Here is a 16,975-nt window from a genome sequence, read left to right on the forward strand (position 1 = left end):
GAAATCGCGCGGATGCAGAAATGGTGCGGACAACCGAACAGGCTCGCCGGCCGGACTTCAGCGGATAGCGTTCACGCGTATCGACGATCGTCTATTCGGATTGGTTTTCCCAGCCACTGGAAACAGCGTCGCCGATCGCGCGGCTGGAAAACGGAACAAGCCACCAGTCCACCTAGTATTCCCAACATGAACACCGGGCCGACACTGCGGTCAACTTTGCGGGCTAACATTGCGCGCCAAAACAGCGGGCTAGAATTTCATCAGCAGTAGCAGCGAGTAGTAGACATCGTTGGCTTTATTGCCGCCTTGTGGCGTGCTGTCGTAGCGGTCGGTCGCGGCCAATTTCAGGCTTAGGCTTTCGTCGTCGCGAAGCAGGATTTCCCACGACGCATCACTGACGATTCGGTAGTTGCCAAAGTCTTCCCAGCTGGGGAAATAGTCTAGTTTGGCTTTGAATTTGTTGCGTTTGTTAATCTGGTGCTCTGCATCAAATCCAAACACGGCTTCTGGCACCCAATCGTCATCGGGAGCGCCAATTTCGCGTGAAGCACCCGCACCAAAGCGAGTTACAAACGTGGTGCGGTCATTGCGGATCCAATGGTAACCAACGCCCGAATTCAAATTCAAACGCAGATCAAAGGCTTTGAATTCATCCCACTCCAATCCAAACTTGCCGAACAGCGACCAAGGACTGTCGCCCAACAGGCGGTCGTAATCGACATTGAATCGCCCGTTGTCTTCGGTCACGACGTCACGGTTGTTGACCAATCGGTAATCGAAATCAAGCGCCAACGTGTAGGCGTCGGTTTTGCGTTTCAGCTCTGCACCGGTTTGGATCGCCAAGGTTTCCGCATTTCCCTGGCTACCGTCCAGCCCCAGTTCAATGCTGTTGGTCCAGCCTTGTGTCATCCATCGCCATGGGTACTGGTACCAGCGAATGGATTCTTCGATTAGCGGCGGACGATCCCGATTGATTCCAGCACCAATCTGCTGTCCCATCGAAGGGGTGCCCGGCGGATTAGCAAGCGGTCCAGAACCGACAATTGGCCCAACGATGGGGCCCGCGAGCGGTTGGCTGTGAGCAACCTGCGCAAGTACGCTGGAGCTGTCTTGGGAATCGGTCTCGGGAGTTTTGGCACCAGCTTGCGCGACGGCCCCAATGGCCTGCGAAAACTTGGAATCAATTTTCGATGCCGCTCCGGTAAGTGGCGTCTTCAATTCGCTGGCAACAGCTGCCGCCTTTTTCGCTTGAGGGTCAACCGGAGTCGTATACGGTTTTGTCGCTCCTGTCGCGTACGGATTCAGAATGGGACCGCTGGCGGGATCGATATTGTTTGGCAACAAAGTCGCCTTGGGCGTGGTCTCGACTTCATAGCCGTCGCCGGTCCAAGTCGACGTGCCGCCCATCCACGCTGGCTGCGTTTCGCCGTTTTGTCCCATTGCCGGGGATGGTTGCCCCAGCAACGCGATGACGCATACTGCGAACGAACAGGCAGCGAACGAGCTGGCGGTGGACCAGCGTGACTTCGTTGTCAATGTAAGAAATTCGATCATCAGAATTCAACGAATGGATAAGTAAATGATTTAGAGATCTACCAGCAGCCAACGCGATCCAAATAGCGATCACATTGATCTGAGCGGAATTGAAAAGCCCATGGGTGGACCGGCAATTCCCTGCTGCTGCGACAACTAACAAATCAGGTGATCACTTGTCACCACGAATTTCGGAGCGAAACTAAAGCGAATCGCAATGAAACTGCAGTTTCACGAATTCCCTCACGCAGTTAGCCCCCCAAGGCCTGCCCGCGGTCATCGCGTGGCATCCTACAAGACAGCCAGCGAATTAACGGGCAATACAATGGCCCAAACAGGTGGCAAAACAACAAGCGGAGCAATGCTGGATTCCTCGTTGATGAATCTGCAAATAGGCTGCTTCAGCGGAAATGTGAAGAGAGGTTCCGCACATCGCTGCTCCAGACGGAGGCGCCGTACACCTTTTTGCTTTACGTGGTACATTGTTGGGCAGTATGCGACCCCTCGTTCTTGAAGGTCGCCGGGCAAAACTGGACCGAGTGATGAAGATAAATTTGATCATTGTCGACGATGACGAAATTGATCGCTACTTACTCGCTCGGTTAGCGAAGAAGTCTCGGTACGACCTAGTGATCCGCGAATTTGAGAGTGGCGGAAGCTTTTCAGAATCACTCCACAATCCTGACTCCGACTTGATCGGTTTTCTCGGTGAAGGAGCTCCGGCGATGGCGATGCTGGACATCAACATGCCAGGCATGAATGGCTTTGATGTCGTCAACGAAATTCGCAACGCGATGCAGCAACAGAAACTGGCCGCCGATTCACTAACAGTGCTCATCTGCTCGTCTTCGGATCACCCGCAAGATCAGGAAGCCGCCGATCGTGATGAGCTGATCCACGGCTACGTCGTCAAACCGCCCACAGTCGAGCAACTCGACAGCTTGATCCACCACCACTGTTGCTAAGACAGGCTGAGGCCCGACCTGCAGAATCCGGCTACGCAAACACAGCGTGGATCCGATCGACAGCGGTGCGAAGCGAACGAGCCGCCATTGCAAAATTGGTATGCCCGCTGACTTCCGGCTGGATCTCTTCGTACAACTCGGTGGCCTTGCGAAGTTTGGAAAGTTTCTTCTTGGCCATTTTTAGATAGACCGCCGGATCATTTACTTCGTCGACCGGACCGACGGCCAAGATAAAATCGTAGAGATCACGCACGATGTCGCGAAGGTCTTCGTCATCCTGTGATTCGTCCGCATGTTTCAAGAACGTGCGGATCATCCACACGTGCGTGATCTCGGTATCGATCGCACGCACGCGGCGCATGTCATCACTATCGTCGATAGACATTTGCAGGTCGCCTAACCCACGTCCGCAGTATCGGGTGCCGCTTCGCTGGGTCCCGCTTCGACCTGAACCGTGTCGTCGGCCTTTTTACTCGGTGCATGACCGTGCGGCGTGTACTTCGCTACGACCACAACTCCGATCAGCGTTAGCGCCATGCCCACCCACATCAACGGGTTCACGTCGGTGTTTCCGCGGAGTTTGATCAGGTTGACGATCGCGGTCACCGTGACGGCCCCACCAAAAACGATCGGCATGACCAAAGCCGAGTTGCCTTTGCTGAACATCATCGCCGATGTCAAACAAAGAGCTCCAGCAGCACCAAGCGTTCCAGCCAAAAACCCCCACTTCACCGTGTCAAAGCTTGAACGATCCGTTCCAGGAACGACGCCACTGAAGCTGAACGAGTCGCCTTTGACTTTCATCATCACCAGGCCACCGACCACAGCGATCACCAAGTACGCGACGCCAATGAACACATATGGTTTGAACGGCGACCATGCTGGACCAGCTCCAGGTAGTTTTGGCGCTTGAGCGTTTCCGATCGTAGGTCCGTAACATCCCCAAAACAGTGCAGTGCCGATGGCGAAGAGAATTGGAATCATAAGCTTGTGCATGCTTTCCTCAGTAGGAGTCAGATGGGGCGTGTTGAATCGTCGTGTGTTCTAAGGGTTGATCAGGAAATGGCAGATGTCGCCGTCCTGCATGATGTATCCCTTGCCTTCGACGCGAAGCTTGCCAGCCTGGCGAATGTCTTTTTCAGCTTTGTATTCTTCCAAGTCGTCAAGCGTGTAAATCTCGGCACGAATGAACTTGCTCTCGAAATCTGTGTGGATCACGCCAGCTGCCTGGGGCGCTGATGCGCCAATTGCAAAAGGCCACGCGCGGACTTCCTTTTCGCCAGCGGTGAAGAAGCTTTCCAGCCCCAGTGTTTTGTATGCCGCGCGAGCGATACTGTTAAGCGCGGGTTCTTCCAGCCCAACGTCGGACAACATCTCGTCGCGATCGGATTCGTCTAGCTCTGCAATTTCGGATTCCAGCTTTGCACTGACGCAGACCACGTCGGCACCGGAGTCTTTTGCGTGCTGACGAACTTTGTCGACCAGCGGATCTTTGCCTTCCAGATCGTCTTCGCCAACATTGGCGATGTATAGAATCGGTTTGGCAGTCATGAGCCCGTAGCTGGAAATCGCTGCCAATTCGGCTTCCGTCAACGACAAAGTTCGGAGCGGCTGTTCGGACTCCAAATGAGCGTTGCACTTTTCGATCACACTGACTCGCAACTTGGCTTCTTTGTCGCCACTCCGCGCGGTTCGCTGAGCTTTGCCGAGTGCGTTTTCCAACGTTTGCATGTCGGCCAGCACCAGTTCGGTTTCGATTGTGTCGATATCGGCGACCGGATCAACATTTCCCGAGACATGAATCACATCGGGATCTTCAAAACAACGCACGACTTGCAAAATCGCGTCGACCTGGCGAATGTGGCTCAGGAATTTGTTGCCCAGACCTTCGCCATCGCTGGCGCCTTTGACGATCCCCGCGATATCGACCAATTTCAGCGCCGACGGAATTACCTTTTGCGGCACGATGTACTGCGTGATCTTTGTCAGCCGATCATCGGGAACACTCACGATTCCCTCGTTCGGCTCGATCGTACAAAAAGGGTAGTTCTCGCTCTGTGCGGCCTGCGAAGCGGTCAACGCATTGAAAAGCGTGCTTTTGCCGACGTTCGGAAGGCCAACGATCCCAGCTTCCATGATGTATCTATTTTCGGGTCGAGTATGACAGTTGGAAAACGCCGATGTTATCAGTTTTACAGGGATGATCGTAGGTGACGTAACGTGTCGATTCAGCGTCCAGCCGGGGGCGAACGAGCAGAAACTTTTCCGAAAATACTTTCGCAGATTGACTCAAGAAGAGCGAAGTAGGCGACCGATCTAGATTTATTGCACGATGCACGACATTGTTCTTTTCATGGACGAAGCTGGCCGTCCTGTTGTCGACTCAACGACACCGGGATTTCTCGAACTTACCCAGCTCCGAGCCGTCCTTTGCGTAATCTTATTGTTTGCCTGTTGTTGGCTGCCGGTGGCATACTGGCTGCCCTGCCTTTTCGTCACCATTCGGATCATCCGATCGACGCCCCGCTGTCTGGCGAGGCGACCGGCCCGACCCAGGCTCAGTTGGGACAATCCAGCATGGATTTGTTCGTCGAGTCACAACAGCCCGTCAAGCTCGATGGGCTGATGCCTCAGGGATTGCCCCAGTGGCATGTGCCGGAAAATCCTCAATCGCTGCCGCCGATGCCAAGTTCGTTTGAAGAAGTGGCAGTGCCGCTGCGACTGGACGAACAGGATCAACAAAGGTTAAGCGTTTCAGCGACCAAGCAACGTCGACACCAAGTCGCTCGGCAACCGCTCGGCAACACAGCAGGGCAAAGTGCATTTGCAACCACTCAGCCTCGTCCACTGACCGGTTCGCAGCTTTCACACTCACCGGCAACCAATCGCACAACGCGATTTGGGTCCACCGCTTTGGATGCTTCGGGGCAACGATCGCAGCGTTCTGTTCTGGTTCCATCCAATTCACCAAGCACCGATCCATCCGACTTGGCCACTGAATCAAATCACAAACGAAGTGATGCAGCCAGTGCGAAGCTGGCAAGTAGCAGCCAAGCAATGAGTGGCACAGCGAGCGGCGGTATTGAAGGGGAATCGCTGTTGAAAAATAGCTTTCGTCGTGAACCGGTCACACGCCTGCCACAGCCGCAGAATACAAACCGGGTTCGACACTGGATTCGTCAACCGAATTAGTGAAACGGACGACGCCGAATCACTTTTGTTACTCGCATCCGAATTGGTTGCTCGTTACCGTTTCCGAACGAGTTTTTTTAAATCGATGCGTTGCTTTTTAATAAGCGGTTGAATCTCCAGCAAGAACCGATCGGCGTCGACCGGGTAACCAGCCGTTGGCTGGACGGCATGCCCAGGACCAGCGATTGATTGAAAATAGCGATTGAAAGACTGCATCAAACGTTCGCGAATGTACTTGGCATAGATTGACGACATCGCGACCGGTGTAAAGGAATCGCCTTTCACTGTGAAGTGAACGGTGGCATCGACGCCACGGTAGCGCAACTGATAGACGCTCTGCTGTTTGGATTCGGACACGACGGTAACTTCGGAATCTTCAAACACATGCTGCAGCACACTGGCATAGTACCGCCGGCCGCCATGCCGATCACAAAACACTTGCACGGGTTCGTCCGCCGCGATCGTTTGTCGTTGCAGGACGTCTCGTACTAAGCTGAGTGTCGTCTGGGAGAGCAGATCGGCTTTGTTCAGCCCGCTCTCGCAAGCTTGGTTAAATGCATTCGCAGTAATCACGCGGCAGCGGAATTCTTGCAGGGCTGCGCCGATCGCCGACCATGAATCGACCACGCCATCGACGCGGTCGTGATTTTCAAAAGCGACATCGGGCAAGTCGACGAGCCACGGAACCTGCGAAAACAGCTTGACGTCCTCGGCTGCGACTTCTGAGAGCCACTGATCAAAGGCGGGCGCAGTGCTGTGGCACCAACGATTCGCCGCGCTGACCGTCGCGTGCAGATTGGCGAGTGGGTCCACGTTTCCTTTGGCAACCGACTTTGATTTGAAAACAGACTTCGAGTCATCCACGACCACGGTGGCGGCTTGGCACTTCAACGGCTTCTTCAGCAAAGCAAACCGATCGGCAAGTTGGTCAGGCGAATCGGCCCGCCATTCATCGGCAACCCGCCAGGCGGTCGCGCCAACAACCAAAGGGCCTAGTTTCGGGCCATAACCCGCTTCATCCGTGGCGATGATTTTCATATTCGACGATCTTCACATTCGACTGGCAGCGACGCGTTTCGCCGAACAGACGACGCGGCAGGAGGTTGCTAGCTAACGACTAAGCGAATAGGGCGGATCTGATTGACGCTGATTTCTTTGCCAACCAGTGCCGACGATAGCAGCAAAGTTGCTTTGCGAAACCAGCGCGATTTACCTACTCGATAGCGGCCGCAAGCAATGCGCAACCACCTTTGCAGCTTTGCTAGACCCTCTGTGCAACCGCAAAGCTCGCCGTTTTGAATGACGCCAGAAGCGACACGCAATTGATTTTGGCGAGATGACGAACAATTAGCTAGTGGCGTAAAAACGCCACCGCCTAGCCCGTCATGTAGGTCAAACGACAGGCATATTAAGATTCGGCCTGAATGGCTGACGAGCACAGCGAAAACACAGCTGGAGCAAGTCGTCCACCCCATCAGTGGACGTTCGGAAACCCGCAGACGATTTCGAATCAGGCCTTTTTTTGCCTGTGGCGATCGACTTTTGATTCTCGCCGAAAGAATACATTGCTATATTTTTGTATTGCATTGACGCAGCTTTCTGACTGGGGGGGCAAATTCAATGCCGCAGTCCGTGTTGAATCGCCGTCCAATGATATCGCATCTTGCGAAGCGGCAAACCCGGATCCAGCCTGCAACAGCGAGCTGAACTTTGGGTGAAAACGATCCAACACTCGGCAGCGGTTTTGATATGCGAAATGCGAATAACAGTGAGACAGAGAATTCTTGGTGTTGGGCAGTTTTTGCTCGTTGGCATTTTGCCGGCGCGAAGAGGTACTTTTGTCAAGCAGCTGCTAGATGCACAACTTTTCAAATGATTTATGGCTTCTACGACCCACCATGAGTATACCGAATCGCTGGCGGAATCTTCCGGCCTAGCAACTTGGCTGTTTGACCAATCTTGCGACGCACTGTTCTTGATGGACTTGTCGACCGGGGTGATTCGGCAAGCCAACGGTGCGGCAGCACGGCTGACTGGTCGTCCGGTAAAGGAGCTCTGCAAACTTGACTGCAAAGACATCTTTGACGATGCGAACATCGATCGCCATCTGACTGGTTCGTTAGTGATTTGCAAAAAGGATGGCACCCGGGTTTCCGGCGAAGCATCCAGTGGTGTCGTTGAATTCGACGGCGAAGATTGCCACTTGCTAAAGTTCGTTTCCTCGCCAAGCGATCCACCAGTCGTTGCGTTTACCGAAACGCCGAAGCAGTCGATTCCGGCCAAGGAATACCAGACCGATTACTTTCGCAACCTGCTGGATGACATCGGCGCGATCATTTGGGAAGCCGACCTGCCGTTCCGGGGAATCAATTATATCAGCGGACAGCTGACAGCGATTCTGGGTTACTCGGTCGAGCAGTGGATGGCAGACCCGCAGTCTTGGGAGAAATCGATCTATTCCGAAGACCATGAGTTCACGATGAAATGCTGCAACGACAGCATTGCCGACGGACGGGACCACTGCCTGGAGTACCGTGCGGTTGCCGCCGACGGACGCATCGTTTGGATCGAGGATCGAATCAGCGTACTGCATGACGATCAAGGCGAACCGTACCGAGTGCGCGGCGTGATGATTGACGTCACCGAAGCCAAGCGATCCGAAGAACTGATTCGATTCCAACGCGAACAGCACCGTCTGCTGGTCGACCATGCTCCCATCTGTGTTCACAGCATCGATTCCGATGGCAAGCTCGCGTCACTCAATCCCAAGGGACTCGATTTGATCGGAGCAAGCAGCTTTGACGAAATGGCCGGACTACCTTATCTAGATTTCATCTCTGAAAAAGAACGTCCGCACGTCGATGAATTGCTTCAACAAGCGTACAACGGTATTTCTTCGCACTTTGAATTTGACTGTTCCACCAAGCATGGTGTTCGACGTTTCAAGTCAAACTTCATTCCGATCCAGGAATTAGACGGAGAAGTAAGAACCATCATGGGGACCAGTGAAGATGTCACTGAGTCGCACAAGGTGATGCACAAACTTCGTCTACAGGATCGCGCGATTGAATCCGCGGGACAAGGAATCCTGATTGCCGACGTCCTGAATGATGAATTCAAACTGATCTACTGCAATCCTGCCTTCGAACAGATCACTCGGCTCAGCCATCAAAAAGTAGTCGGCTCCGACGGGACCGATTTGGCGATCGATGACAGCGGCCTGACGATCGACCAGTTTCTCCGAGCGACGAAGTCGTCCGACCAATCGGCCAGTGTGGTACACCGCACCTGCGAGTCGCAAAACACCATTTGTAGCAGCGAAATCAACGTGTCGATGGTGTTTGACGACCACGGTGATGTCACGCACCTGGTTTGTTTTTGGAAAGACATCAGTGACCGGGTTCACATGGAATCACAGTTGCGTCGCAGCGAGCAACTTTTCCGGACGCTCAGCGAACATTCGCCCAGCGGCGTTCTGCTCTTTGACGTCGACGGAGATCTGACTTATCTGAACAGCGTCGGCGCGTCCATCTTACAAACCGTCGAAAGCCAATGCCTTGGCGACGGATGGAAACGACGGATCGAACGCAGAGATCGCACGAAGTTAGCGAAAGCATTTGACAAGCTACGCGAAAATGGCGAATCCTTTGCTCTTGAACTTCAGTTCATCGATTCACTTGGAAAAACCAACTGGGTTCAGCTTCGCACCAGCGCAAGAATCAGCGACGGCAAAAACGTTGTGGGCTACGTCGGTTCGCTAGTCGATATTTCGCAACAAAAATTGCACGTCGAACAGCTTGCACAGAACGAACGACGATACCGGGCAATGGTCGAGAACGCGCCCGAAGGGATCGCGATCTACGACCCTCAACAATGTCGTTTTATCGACTGGAACGACAGCGCTCTCGCGTTGTTTGGATATGGCGCCGAATCATTTGCAAGTCTGGATTTCCCTAGCCTGCTGCCTTTGGTTCAACCCGAAGGCACCGCTTCGTACGAATTGATGGCCCCGCAGATCCAAAGCGTGCTGGACGGCCAGACGACGTTATTCGAATGCCACTTTCAAAACTCAGCTGGGCACAGTTTTCCCTGCGAAGTTCAATTGGCCATGCATCCGGCCGTTGGCCGCCAGCTGATTCGAGCCAGCATCTCTGATCGCACCGAACAACATGCTTCACGCGAAAAAATGCGTCACATTCGTTTGGCTCTGGAACACACATCGGACGCGATGTATGTGATATCCCCGGATTCGCGAATCATCGACGTCAACCAAGCGACCTGTGATGCACTGGGCTACACACGCGAAGAACTGCTATCAATGGAAACCTCATCGATCAAAGAAGGATCCCAAACGGACGATTGGCACATCCTGTTTGAGCGACTCAAAGACATAGACAGCTGCACCATCGAATCGGTTCACGTTCGCAAAGACGGAACCAGCTTTCCGGTAGAAGTGTCCGCTGCGTATTCCAATGTCGGTCAAGAGTTCATTGTCGCGTTGGCACGCGACATCTCGGAACGGACAGAAGCCTACGACCGGATTCGCCAACGCGAAACTCAGCTCGCCCACGTTAGCCGCCAGTCGACAATGGGAGAGTTGGTCGCTGGAATCGCACACGAAGTCAACCAGCCGCTTTATTCGATCGTTAACTTTGCCAAAGCGACCAACATTCGCCTGGAAGCGTTGATCGAAGAGATTCCTGACAGCAAGAAATTGGGCGATTTACGTGATTGGAATGAACAGATCGCCATCGCGGCCGGCAACGCAGGCGACATCATTCACCGCATGGGCAGCTACGTAGCGAAACGATCTTTGCCAACGCTGCCCGCCGAGATCGATCCCGCGATTCTTGGCGCGATCGAGTTGCTGAACCACGAATTGAAGCGTGCCAATATTGCGTTGGACTTAGATTTGAATGCGAATCAAACAAAAGTGGTGCTAGACCACATACGCATCCAACAAATTATTGTTAACTTGGTAATCAATGCGATTGAAGCGATTGAGCAAAACATGTCGGCTTGTCGTGAAATTGTCGTGACAACGAAGGTTACTAAGGGCAGCGTAACGGTAACGGTTTCAGATTCTGGACCCGGTTTTTCGCAGGGATCGAATAATTTGTTCGAAGCCCTGACTTCCACAAAAGAGAATGCAATGGGTATGGGGCTAGCCGTCGTGAACACGATTCTCGACGAACATGCCGGGGACTTGTCCTTGGAAACAAGTGCGGCGGGCGGAGCGTCTCTTGTATTTTCGTTACCTATCTACAGTGAGATTGGTAATGTTTGATCAGTCAACTGTATTTGTCGTTGACGATGATTCTCAAGCAAGAGAATCCGTGTGTGCCCTCGTCCAATCGATGGGCATCCACACCAAGTCCTATGCGTCGGGCGAAGAATTGCTCAGCGACATCGACGAAAACGCACGCGGATGCGTAGTATCGGACCTACGCATGGTCGGCATGAGCGGGCTCGAGTTGCAGGATGCGCTTCGCGGCAGAGGAAACACGATTCCTCTAATTCTGATTACCGCGCACCCGCGAACCTCTCACACCGTTCGCGCCATCCGGCGTGGGGCCGTTTCGCTACTGGAAAAGCCCTACCAGGACGACGACTTGTGGGATGCAATCCGTGAAGCGCTGCAGCTTTGCGAAAACCTGATCGATCAGCAACGGCAGCAACGAGTTCTCAAGCGAAGGCTTCACGCGTTGTCGGAAAAAGAAACGCAAGTCATGCGGCTGATGATCGACGGTGCCGCGAACAAATCGATCGCGCATCACTTGAATGTAAGCGTCCGAACGGTGGAAAATCGCCGCCACGACGTCTTCGAGAAAATGAAAGCCAACTCGCTGGCCGAGCTTGTCAAAATGGTTGTGTCGATTGACGACCACAATGGCCAAGATGACCTGACGCCCTAGACAAGATCGCTGCCGCGACGTGCAATGCTGATGAACACATCGATTTGCACACAGTGAGCTTTCACGGCGGATCGTTTTTGCTAAGTGACTCAGCGGCTTAGTGGTGCAGACGGTTCTTCAGTGTGACGATCGACAAACTGGTCGATCGCCTTGCCGTCGATCTGTTTGTCTTGGGGAAAGGGTCGCTCCAACAGCCACCACTCTTCGGTAAAACTGGCTGATTCCCCCGCCGCCAAGTTTTCCGCGGGTCCAATCGGTTCCAGTTCGACCATCTCTCGGTCTTTGGGATACCAAACCGAAGCCGTCAATCCAGCGACTTCGTTGTAGCTGCGATCGGGAAACGTCGCGAATCGTTTCACAAACACTTGGTCTGTCGGAGCAAGATATGCCAACCATCCACGATGCGAATCAAAACCCAGCTTGGGAAACTGCGGAGCCCCTTTGATGATCACATGGTCTGTTGAAACAGTGATCTGGGAATCCTGCGGATTAATCGAAATCGTCTTTCCGTCCGGGTACATCACATAGCCACTGGGAAAACGGCCGCGCGGACTTCGCGGTATCACCGCAATCCCGTTGCCCACCGCAAACGTACGGCTCCAGTGGCATAAGCTGACCAGTTGCTCGGACACATTGTCGATGGTCTGCGTACAGATCAAACGCGACGAGTCGGCGGACAATGCAAACGAACGAACTAGACGCACTCCCGACAACGGATCAACTTGGCTAGTCAGCGTCGCCGCGCGAGGACCAACGATCACGCCTTGCCATTGCCCCATCCAGAGCAATGGCCCACGACGCACCACCTTTTCCGGACCGATGTCGAACCGGCCTGCGTTCATCGGACCTCGCTTCATGTCCTCGGAGTACCGCCACCCTTCGTCACCGGATGGCAAGTACATCATGTTCGTGCCATCGAGCGAATATTCCAGGACTCGCCCACCCGCTGCCGGACAGAGCGTCACCGTGACGCGGTCGTTGCTCAAACGAATGCAGTCGTCGTAACCATAAAACGATACCACTTGCGCGCCATCATGGTCGGTCGCCAGCGCATACGTGGCCGTCATCAGCAAACACAACAAACTGGCACAGCGAAATATCATGATGAAGGCTCGTCTGACGGTGGGAGATTCGAATCAGCGGACCGATCGGCATCGGGAGGCACAAGCGATGACCCGCGTAAACTGGGCGGGGCATATCTTAGCAGCAACGCTGGCAGGAAAATTAGATCGGCAAAGAGCGCAGAACCGATGGTCAAGATTCCCATCGCCGCGAAGATCCGAAAATCACGCGAATCGCTAAACAGAGCCGTGCTGAAACCAATCATCAGAATCATCGTCGTCATGATCAACGCGGTTCCAACACCGACAAACGCTTTGCGAATCACGGCGTCACGGTTCACGCCGCCACGGTCTTCTTCGCGAAACCGCGTCAAGAAATGGATGCTGTCATCCACTGCGATTCCCAAGCAGACAGTGAAGGCACAAACACTGACAATCTCCAGGTTCTGCCCCCAGACGTACAGCAAGAAACCCGTGAACGCCAAAGGAAATAGATTCGGCACCACCGATATCAATCCAATACGAACCGATCGGTAGACGAAAGCCAATACAATAAAAATGACGATAATGGCTGTTCCCAAACTGAGCGCTAAATCCACCACGATCTGGTACAGATCTTTCCAACGCCAAACGGCATTACCAGTTAGCTGAACTTGAAACAAAGGATGGTCCTTCATGACCTTATCCAGCTGCACTTCGATCCGATCAAAAACAGGACCGTACTGCGCGATCCCAATGTCCTGCAGGCGAAACGCGACTTTGGCTCGGTGATACTCCGGTGTGAAGTAAGCTCGTTTCAACTGAGGTGGAAGCAACTCCAACAACGCCATCCGATCCTCTGGCTCGCCTTCCCCCGGCAATCCGCTCAACAAACGGTGGATCGAAAGCGGATTTCCAATCAGCGGTTCGGTCCCCAGAATGCGTTCGACTTCACCGACTACCGTTAGTATTTCACCCGAATCGCTGGCGACGTCGGGAAAACTGATTTGCACGGCAGCCGATTCCATTCCTCCAAATGCCTTGTCGATGTGAGCCAATGCCTGCACGGGTTCGCTGGACTCTGCCAAGTTACTGGTCAGCCGTTCGTCGGGACGCAGCATCATCGTGAACAGCGAAAAGGCCACGGTCATAACAATCGCGAGCCAGCCGACCGGCACCGCATGTTTCAATACAAAATCGATCACCCCCGTGACACGTTCCAGATTCTGATCCACCAAGTTGCGACCGTAGCCAATGTGGACATTCCGTCCCCACCGACTGGCACAGGCAATCGGAATAACGGTGACAACCGCGACAAACATGGTCAACACACCGACCACGCAGCAATAGCCAAATTCATGCACTGTTTCATGCTTTGCCAACACCAGCGAACCAAATCCGATGGCCGTAGTCAGCGACGTCAGCCAGCATGCCAACCCGACTTCCCGAATCGAACGTCGCGTGGCATCGCGGGGCGACAAACCAGCGGCCCGGTGTTTGCGAATCTGCACCATCATGTGAACACCGTCAGTAAACCCAACCATGCACAACAACACGGGCACGACAACGGTGTTGAATGGATTGCTTGTCCAGCCAGCATAGTGAAAGATACCGATCGTCCAAAACGAACCGAGTATCGGCGCCAGCGAAACAATCAGGACAGGAGTCAGTCCGCGAAACAGAATCAGTGCCACTACCAATGCAATCGCATAGCCGATCATCTGAAACTTGCGTTCGTTTTCGCGACTGGACGAAACGCGGCTTAGCCGAATCGGAACATCGCCTGTCACTTGAAATGACATGTCGATGCTTGGATACTTCGCAACCGCTGCTGTAGCACCATCGCGAAGCGCGTCGGTGCAATCACTGTCTTGGGTGACAAAAATCCAGTCGATGTTGACCATCAACAGCATCGTCTTAGCGTCCTTGGACAGTAGTTGCCCGGCAATCAAAGGATGTTGCAGAGCACGTTCTTTGGCATCATCGAAACGAGCCTGCGTCGCATTTCGCCGCGGCAGAGAATTTTCGGCCAGTCCAAAAATATTCATCGGCGGTGCTTCGTCCATCCACAGCACACTGCGAACATGCTGCAGCGATTCGATCGCGCCGACCGCATCCCGAATCGCCTCACTGCCCTCGGGTGTGAAGAACGAATCGCTTCTGGCGACGACAATCACATCCCCCGATGCAACCTGTACGGGCGACACGTTTGGCGGCGGACGTTTGACATCCTCCGTTTTGCCGAACTGCCGATTCGGTTGGCTTACTTCGGCCGTTGGCTCAGGCAGCAGCAGATAGGGATCGTAGTGACCGATCCCTGTTACAACGGTGACGACGACAATCAAAAAGCAAGTTACCCACCGATGATCGACGATCCAATCTGCCAAGAAGCCGAACTGATTACGCACAACGATAGATTCCAGTGGAAAAGTGATTTAGCGTATCGGGACTGCGATCGCCAGCGACCGGTTGGCCAATTCCAATGCGGCGGGCCCATTGTCTTTTTTCAATGCACGGGAGATGGGGAAACCGCCGTGAGTTTAAACTTCCTTGAGTGCTCGAACGGCGTTGCGTGCTCGTTCCAAAAAATCCTTCTTCGGTTCGCCGGCTTCCAAAAAGATGGGTGCACCAATCGTAATACAGCTTAGCAGTGGCACAGGAAGGATTTCGCCGCGCGGCAAGATGCGGTTCACGTTGTCGATGTACACAGGCACCAACTCCAGGTCAGGCCGTTTCTTTCCCATGTAATACAGCCCGCTCTTGAACTTGCCCATTTCTTCTTCGCCCGACGAACGACCGCCCTCAGGAAAAACGATCAGCGAGTACACGTCGCCCATCTGTTCCAGCATGATGTCAATCGGACTGCGATGGACTTTGATCTCCTTGCGGTCAATCAACAGCGCATTGAAACTCTTTGCCATGTGCGGTTTCAGCCAGCCCTTGGTCCAGTAATCTTTGGCGGCAACGGGTCGCGTGATATTGCGCAGCGCGCGCGGCAAGGCAGACCACAAGACGACGGCGTCCAAATGGCTGGTGTGGTTGGCAAAGTAGATGCGTTGGCAGGTTTCTGGCTGGCAATCGACCCAACGCACAGTGAACCCGCTAAACAACTTTGCCAAGATAACGATGAACTGGCTAGTAACTGTCATGCAGACATTCTACGCGGCAGCTGAGTTCCTGCGAAGAAGGCAGCGGGATAACACAGGGCCAACGTCATGCCCGGTATGCAGCCATGCCGGCAACCGAACCTAGTAACGCCGAATTCTAAACCGTCATCGACGCCATGGTTTCGGCGAACGAAGTCGCAGGAGGCAAGAAATAGCGGACCGTCGGTTCGCCGTCGACTTTTCGCGGATCAAAACTGGTCCAGTTCAAGAAGCGATTGAATTCGCCATCGCCGTGAAACCGTCGGATATGAAAAGCATCGCGACCGGGCAGGTTGTAGGCGCCATAAGCGCTGCAAAACCCGCTCAACCCAGCTTCGTAGACGGTTTCGATCGCCGCTTGAGTCAACTGCGCGGGCATTCCAAATGGAAACGCAAAGTAGCGAACCTTGCGGCCGATGATCTGCTCCAGTTCGATCTTGGCATCGATGATTTCACTATGGATCTCGGCGGCCGAGTGAACATTGGCAAAATCGACGTGGCTACGAGTGTGCAATCCGATTTCGATTCCCAGGTCGGAGAACTCACGAATCTGTGACACCGTGTTGACCGCCAGAGACACGCCGCTTTCGCAATCATGCGGAAAACTTTCTTGCTGACGAATGCAGTTGACCGTCACGAAATAAACGGTTGGCATTTTCTTTTCGACCAACAACGGCAATGCGAATTCGCAATTCTCTGCATAGCCGTCATCGAAGGTAAACGTGATCGTCGGGCGTTGTGATTCGTTGACTCGGACCCGACGTTGAACTTCATCCAGCCCGACCGGGTCAAAATGTTCCAAGCAATAGTCGACTTGCTTGGCAAACGTATCGCGAGAAATCGTCCAGTCGTTGGGCGAATTGTTTGCGACGCGGTGATAGAACGGGACGTACATCGGAGCTTTGCCTTTACGACAGAGCTCTTCCATTCGCGCACGACGGAGCGACGATGTGGCCGCGACGCGTGCGCGGAGTGCGATATCCCTCAATCCCATCAAGTCGTGTATCCGCCAAACAGTAGGTACAATTGTGTCTCCTTCTTGATTTATCACACTCTTAAGCGACAGGCCCCCACGCTCTGCCACACCTACTGGGGTATCCAGAGAGCCTTTGTTGCTGGGGCAGGTCGTGACGGTATTAGCGACGCACGCAGGCGCCCGGATTGAGTAAACTGACGCTTGATAA

At 53.7% G+C, this 16,975-nt stretch carries 13 protein-coding genes; 4 read left to right on the plus strand and 9 right to left on the minus strand.

What is annotated here, in order from left to right; genetic code table 11:
- Positions 1-249 precede the first annotated feature (249 nt).
- The gene (locus K239x_RS16335; RefSeq protein WP_419189037.1) at positions 250-1,554 is read right to left on the minus strand and encodes a DUF481 domain-containing protein; all 1,305 of its coding nucleotides are present in this window, start codon (positions 1,552-1,554) and stop codon (positions 250-252) included.
- 521 nt (positions 1,555-2,075) lie between these two features.
- Here K239x_RS16335 and K239x_RS16340 point away from each other — a divergent pair.
- Entirely contained in the window at positions 2,076-2,498 is a 423-nt protein-coding gene (locus tag K239x_RS16340) for a response regulator (RefSeq protein WP_419189038.1), read from the plus strand.
- Positions 2,499-2,529: 31 nt separating this feature from the next.
- Here the strand turns inward: K239x_RS16340 and K239x_RS16345 are convergent, their stop codons facing one another.
- Genes K239x_RS16345 through ychF form a run of 3 tightly spaced genes read right to left on the minus strand, consistent with a single transcriptional unit; the run spans position 2,530 to position 4,634 of the window.
- Positions 2,530-2,883: an amidohydrolase gene (locus tag K239x_RS16345; RefSeq protein WP_419189039.1), complete on the minus strand. Its 354-nt coding sequence runs from the start codon at positions 2,881-2,883 to the stop codon at positions 2,530-2,532.
- A gap of 11 nt (positions 2,884-2,894) precedes the next feature.
- Positions 2,895-3,494 carry a hypothetical protein gene (locus K239x_RS16350; protein WP_419189040.1) on the minus strand — a complete coding sequence of 200 codons (600 nt, stop codon included), beginning with the start codon at positions 3,492-3,494 and terminating at the stop codon, positions 2,895-2,897.
- Positions 3,495-3,542: 48 nt separating this feature from the next.
- Positions 3,543-4,634 carry a redox-regulated ATPase YchF gene (gene ychF, locus K239x_RS16355; protein ID WP_145419308.1) on the minus strand — a complete coding sequence of 364 codons (1,092 nt, stop codon included), beginning with the start codon at positions 4,632-4,634 and terminating at the stop codon, positions 3,543-3,545.
- A 294-nt stretch (positions 4,635-4,928) separates the two neighbouring features.
- Here ychF and K239x_RS16360 point away from each other — a divergent pair, with 294 nt between their 5' ends.
- A complete protein-coding gene (locus tag K239x_RS16360; protein WP_145419309.1) occupies positions 4,929-5,690 on the plus strand; it encodes a hypothetical protein in 762 nt (253 codons plus the stop codon).
- A gap of 54 nt (positions 5,691-5,744) precedes the next feature.
- Here K239x_RS16360 and K239x_RS16365 read toward each other — a convergent pair whose 3' ends face one another.
- The gene (locus K239x_RS16365) at positions 5,745-6,728 is read right to left on the minus strand and encodes a hypothetical protein (protein ID WP_145419310.1); all 984 of its coding nucleotides are present in this window, start codon (positions 6,726-6,728) and stop codon (positions 5,745-5,747) included.
- An 841-nt stretch (positions 6,729-7,569) separates the two neighbouring features.
- Here K239x_RS16365 and K239x_RS16370 point away from each other — a divergent pair.
- Both K239x_RS16370 and K239x_RS16375 read left to right on the plus strand, forming a co-directional pair.
- Complete coding sequence (locus tag K239x_RS16370) at positions 7,570-10,977, plus strand: PAS domain-containing sensor histidine kinase (RefSeq protein ID WP_145419311.1); 3,408 nt, start codon at positions 7,570-7,572, stop codon at positions 10,975-10,977.
- Complete coding sequence (locus tag K239x_RS16375; RefSeq protein WP_419189041.1) at positions 10,970-11,605, plus strand: response regulator transcription factor; 636 nt, start codon at positions 10,970-10,972, stop codon at positions 11,603-11,605. The genes K239x_RS16370 and K239x_RS16375 overlap by 8 nt, the downstream gene beginning before the upstream one ends.
- An 89-nt stretch (positions 11,606-11,694) precedes the next feature.
- Here K239x_RS16375 and K239x_RS16380 read toward each other — a convergent pair whose 3' ends face one another.
- From K239x_RS16380 to K239x_RS16395, 4 genes are all read right to left on the minus strand, one after another.
- On the minus strand, positions 11,695-12,708 hold the full coding sequence (locus K239x_RS16380) for a hypothetical protein (protein ID WP_145419313.1): 1,014 nt from the start codon (positions 12,706-12,708) through the stop codon (positions 11,695-11,697).
- Entirely contained in the window at positions 12,705-15,053 is a 2,349-nt protein-coding gene (locus K239x_RS16385; RefSeq protein WP_419189042.1) for an efflux RND transporter permease subunit, read from the minus strand. Before K239x_RS16385 ends, K239x_RS16380 begins: the two co-directional genes overlap by 4 nt.
- A 132-nt stretch (positions 15,054-15,185) precedes the next feature.
- The gene (locus K239x_RS16390; protein WP_145419314.1) at positions 15,186-15,794 is read right to left on the minus strand and encodes a lysophospholipid acyltransferase family protein; all 609 of its coding nucleotides are present in this window, start codon (positions 15,792-15,794) and stop codon (positions 15,186-15,188) included.
- Between the two features lie 115 nt (positions 15,795-15,909).
- Positions 15,910-16,785: a polysaccharide deacetylase family protein gene (locus K239x_RS16395; RefSeq protein WP_419189043.1), complete on the minus strand. Its 876-nt coding sequence runs from the start codon at positions 16,783-16,785 to the stop codon at positions 15,910-15,912.
- Between the last annotated feature and the right edge of the window lie 190 nt (positions 16,786-16,975).

It is taken from the genome of Stieleria marina, assembly GCA_007741555.1.
GTDB lineage: Bacteria > Planctomycetota > Planctomycetia > Pirellulales > Pirellulaceae > K23-9.

Excerpts from the sequence above, each read along its gene's own strand:
- ychF (WP_145419308.1), bottom strand. The coding sequence starts at position 4,634 with ATGGAAGCTGGGATCGTTGGCCTTCCGAACGTCGGCAAAAGCACGCTT.
- K239x_RS16395 (WP_419189043.1), bottom strand. The coding sequence starts at position 16,785 with ATGGGATTGAGGGATATCGCACTCCGCGCACGCGTCGCGGCCACATCG.
- K239x_RS16335 (WP_419189037.1), bottom strand. The coding sequence starts at position 1,554 with ATGATCGAATTTCTTACATTGACAACGAAGTCACGCTGGTCCACCGCC.
- K239x_RS16350 (WP_419189040.1), bottom strand. The coding sequence starts at position 3,494 with ATGCACAAGCTTATGATTCCAATTCTCTTCGCCATCGGCACTGCACTG.
- K239x_RS16375 (WP_419189041.1), top strand. The coding sequence starts at position 10,970 with ATGTTTGATCAGTCAACTGTATTTGTCGTTGACGATGATTCTCAAGCA.
- K239x_RS16340 (WP_419189038.1), top strand. The coding sequence starts at position 2,076 with ATGAAGATAAATTTGATCATTGTCGACGATGACGAAATTGATCGCTAC.
- K239x_RS16380 (WP_145419313.1), bottom strand. The coding sequence starts at position 12,708 with ATGATATTTCGCTGTGCCAGTTTGTTGTGTTTGCTGATGACGGCCACG.
- K239x_RS16345 (WP_419189039.1), bottom strand. The coding sequence starts at position 2,883 with ATGTCTATCGACGATAGTGATGACATGCGCCGCGTGCGTGCGATCGAT.
- K239x_RS16390 (WP_145419314.1), bottom strand. The coding sequence starts at position 15,794 with ATGACAGTTACTAGCCAGTTCATCGTTATCTTGGCAAAGTTGTTTAGC.
- K239x_RS16365 (WP_145419310.1), bottom strand. The coding sequence starts at position 6,728 with ATGAAAATCATCGCCACGGATGAAGCGGGTTATGGCCCGAAACTAGGC.
- K239x_RS16370 (WP_145419311.1), top strand. The coding sequence starts at position 7,570 with ATGGCTTCTACGACCCACCATGAGTATACCGAATCGCTGGCGGAATCT.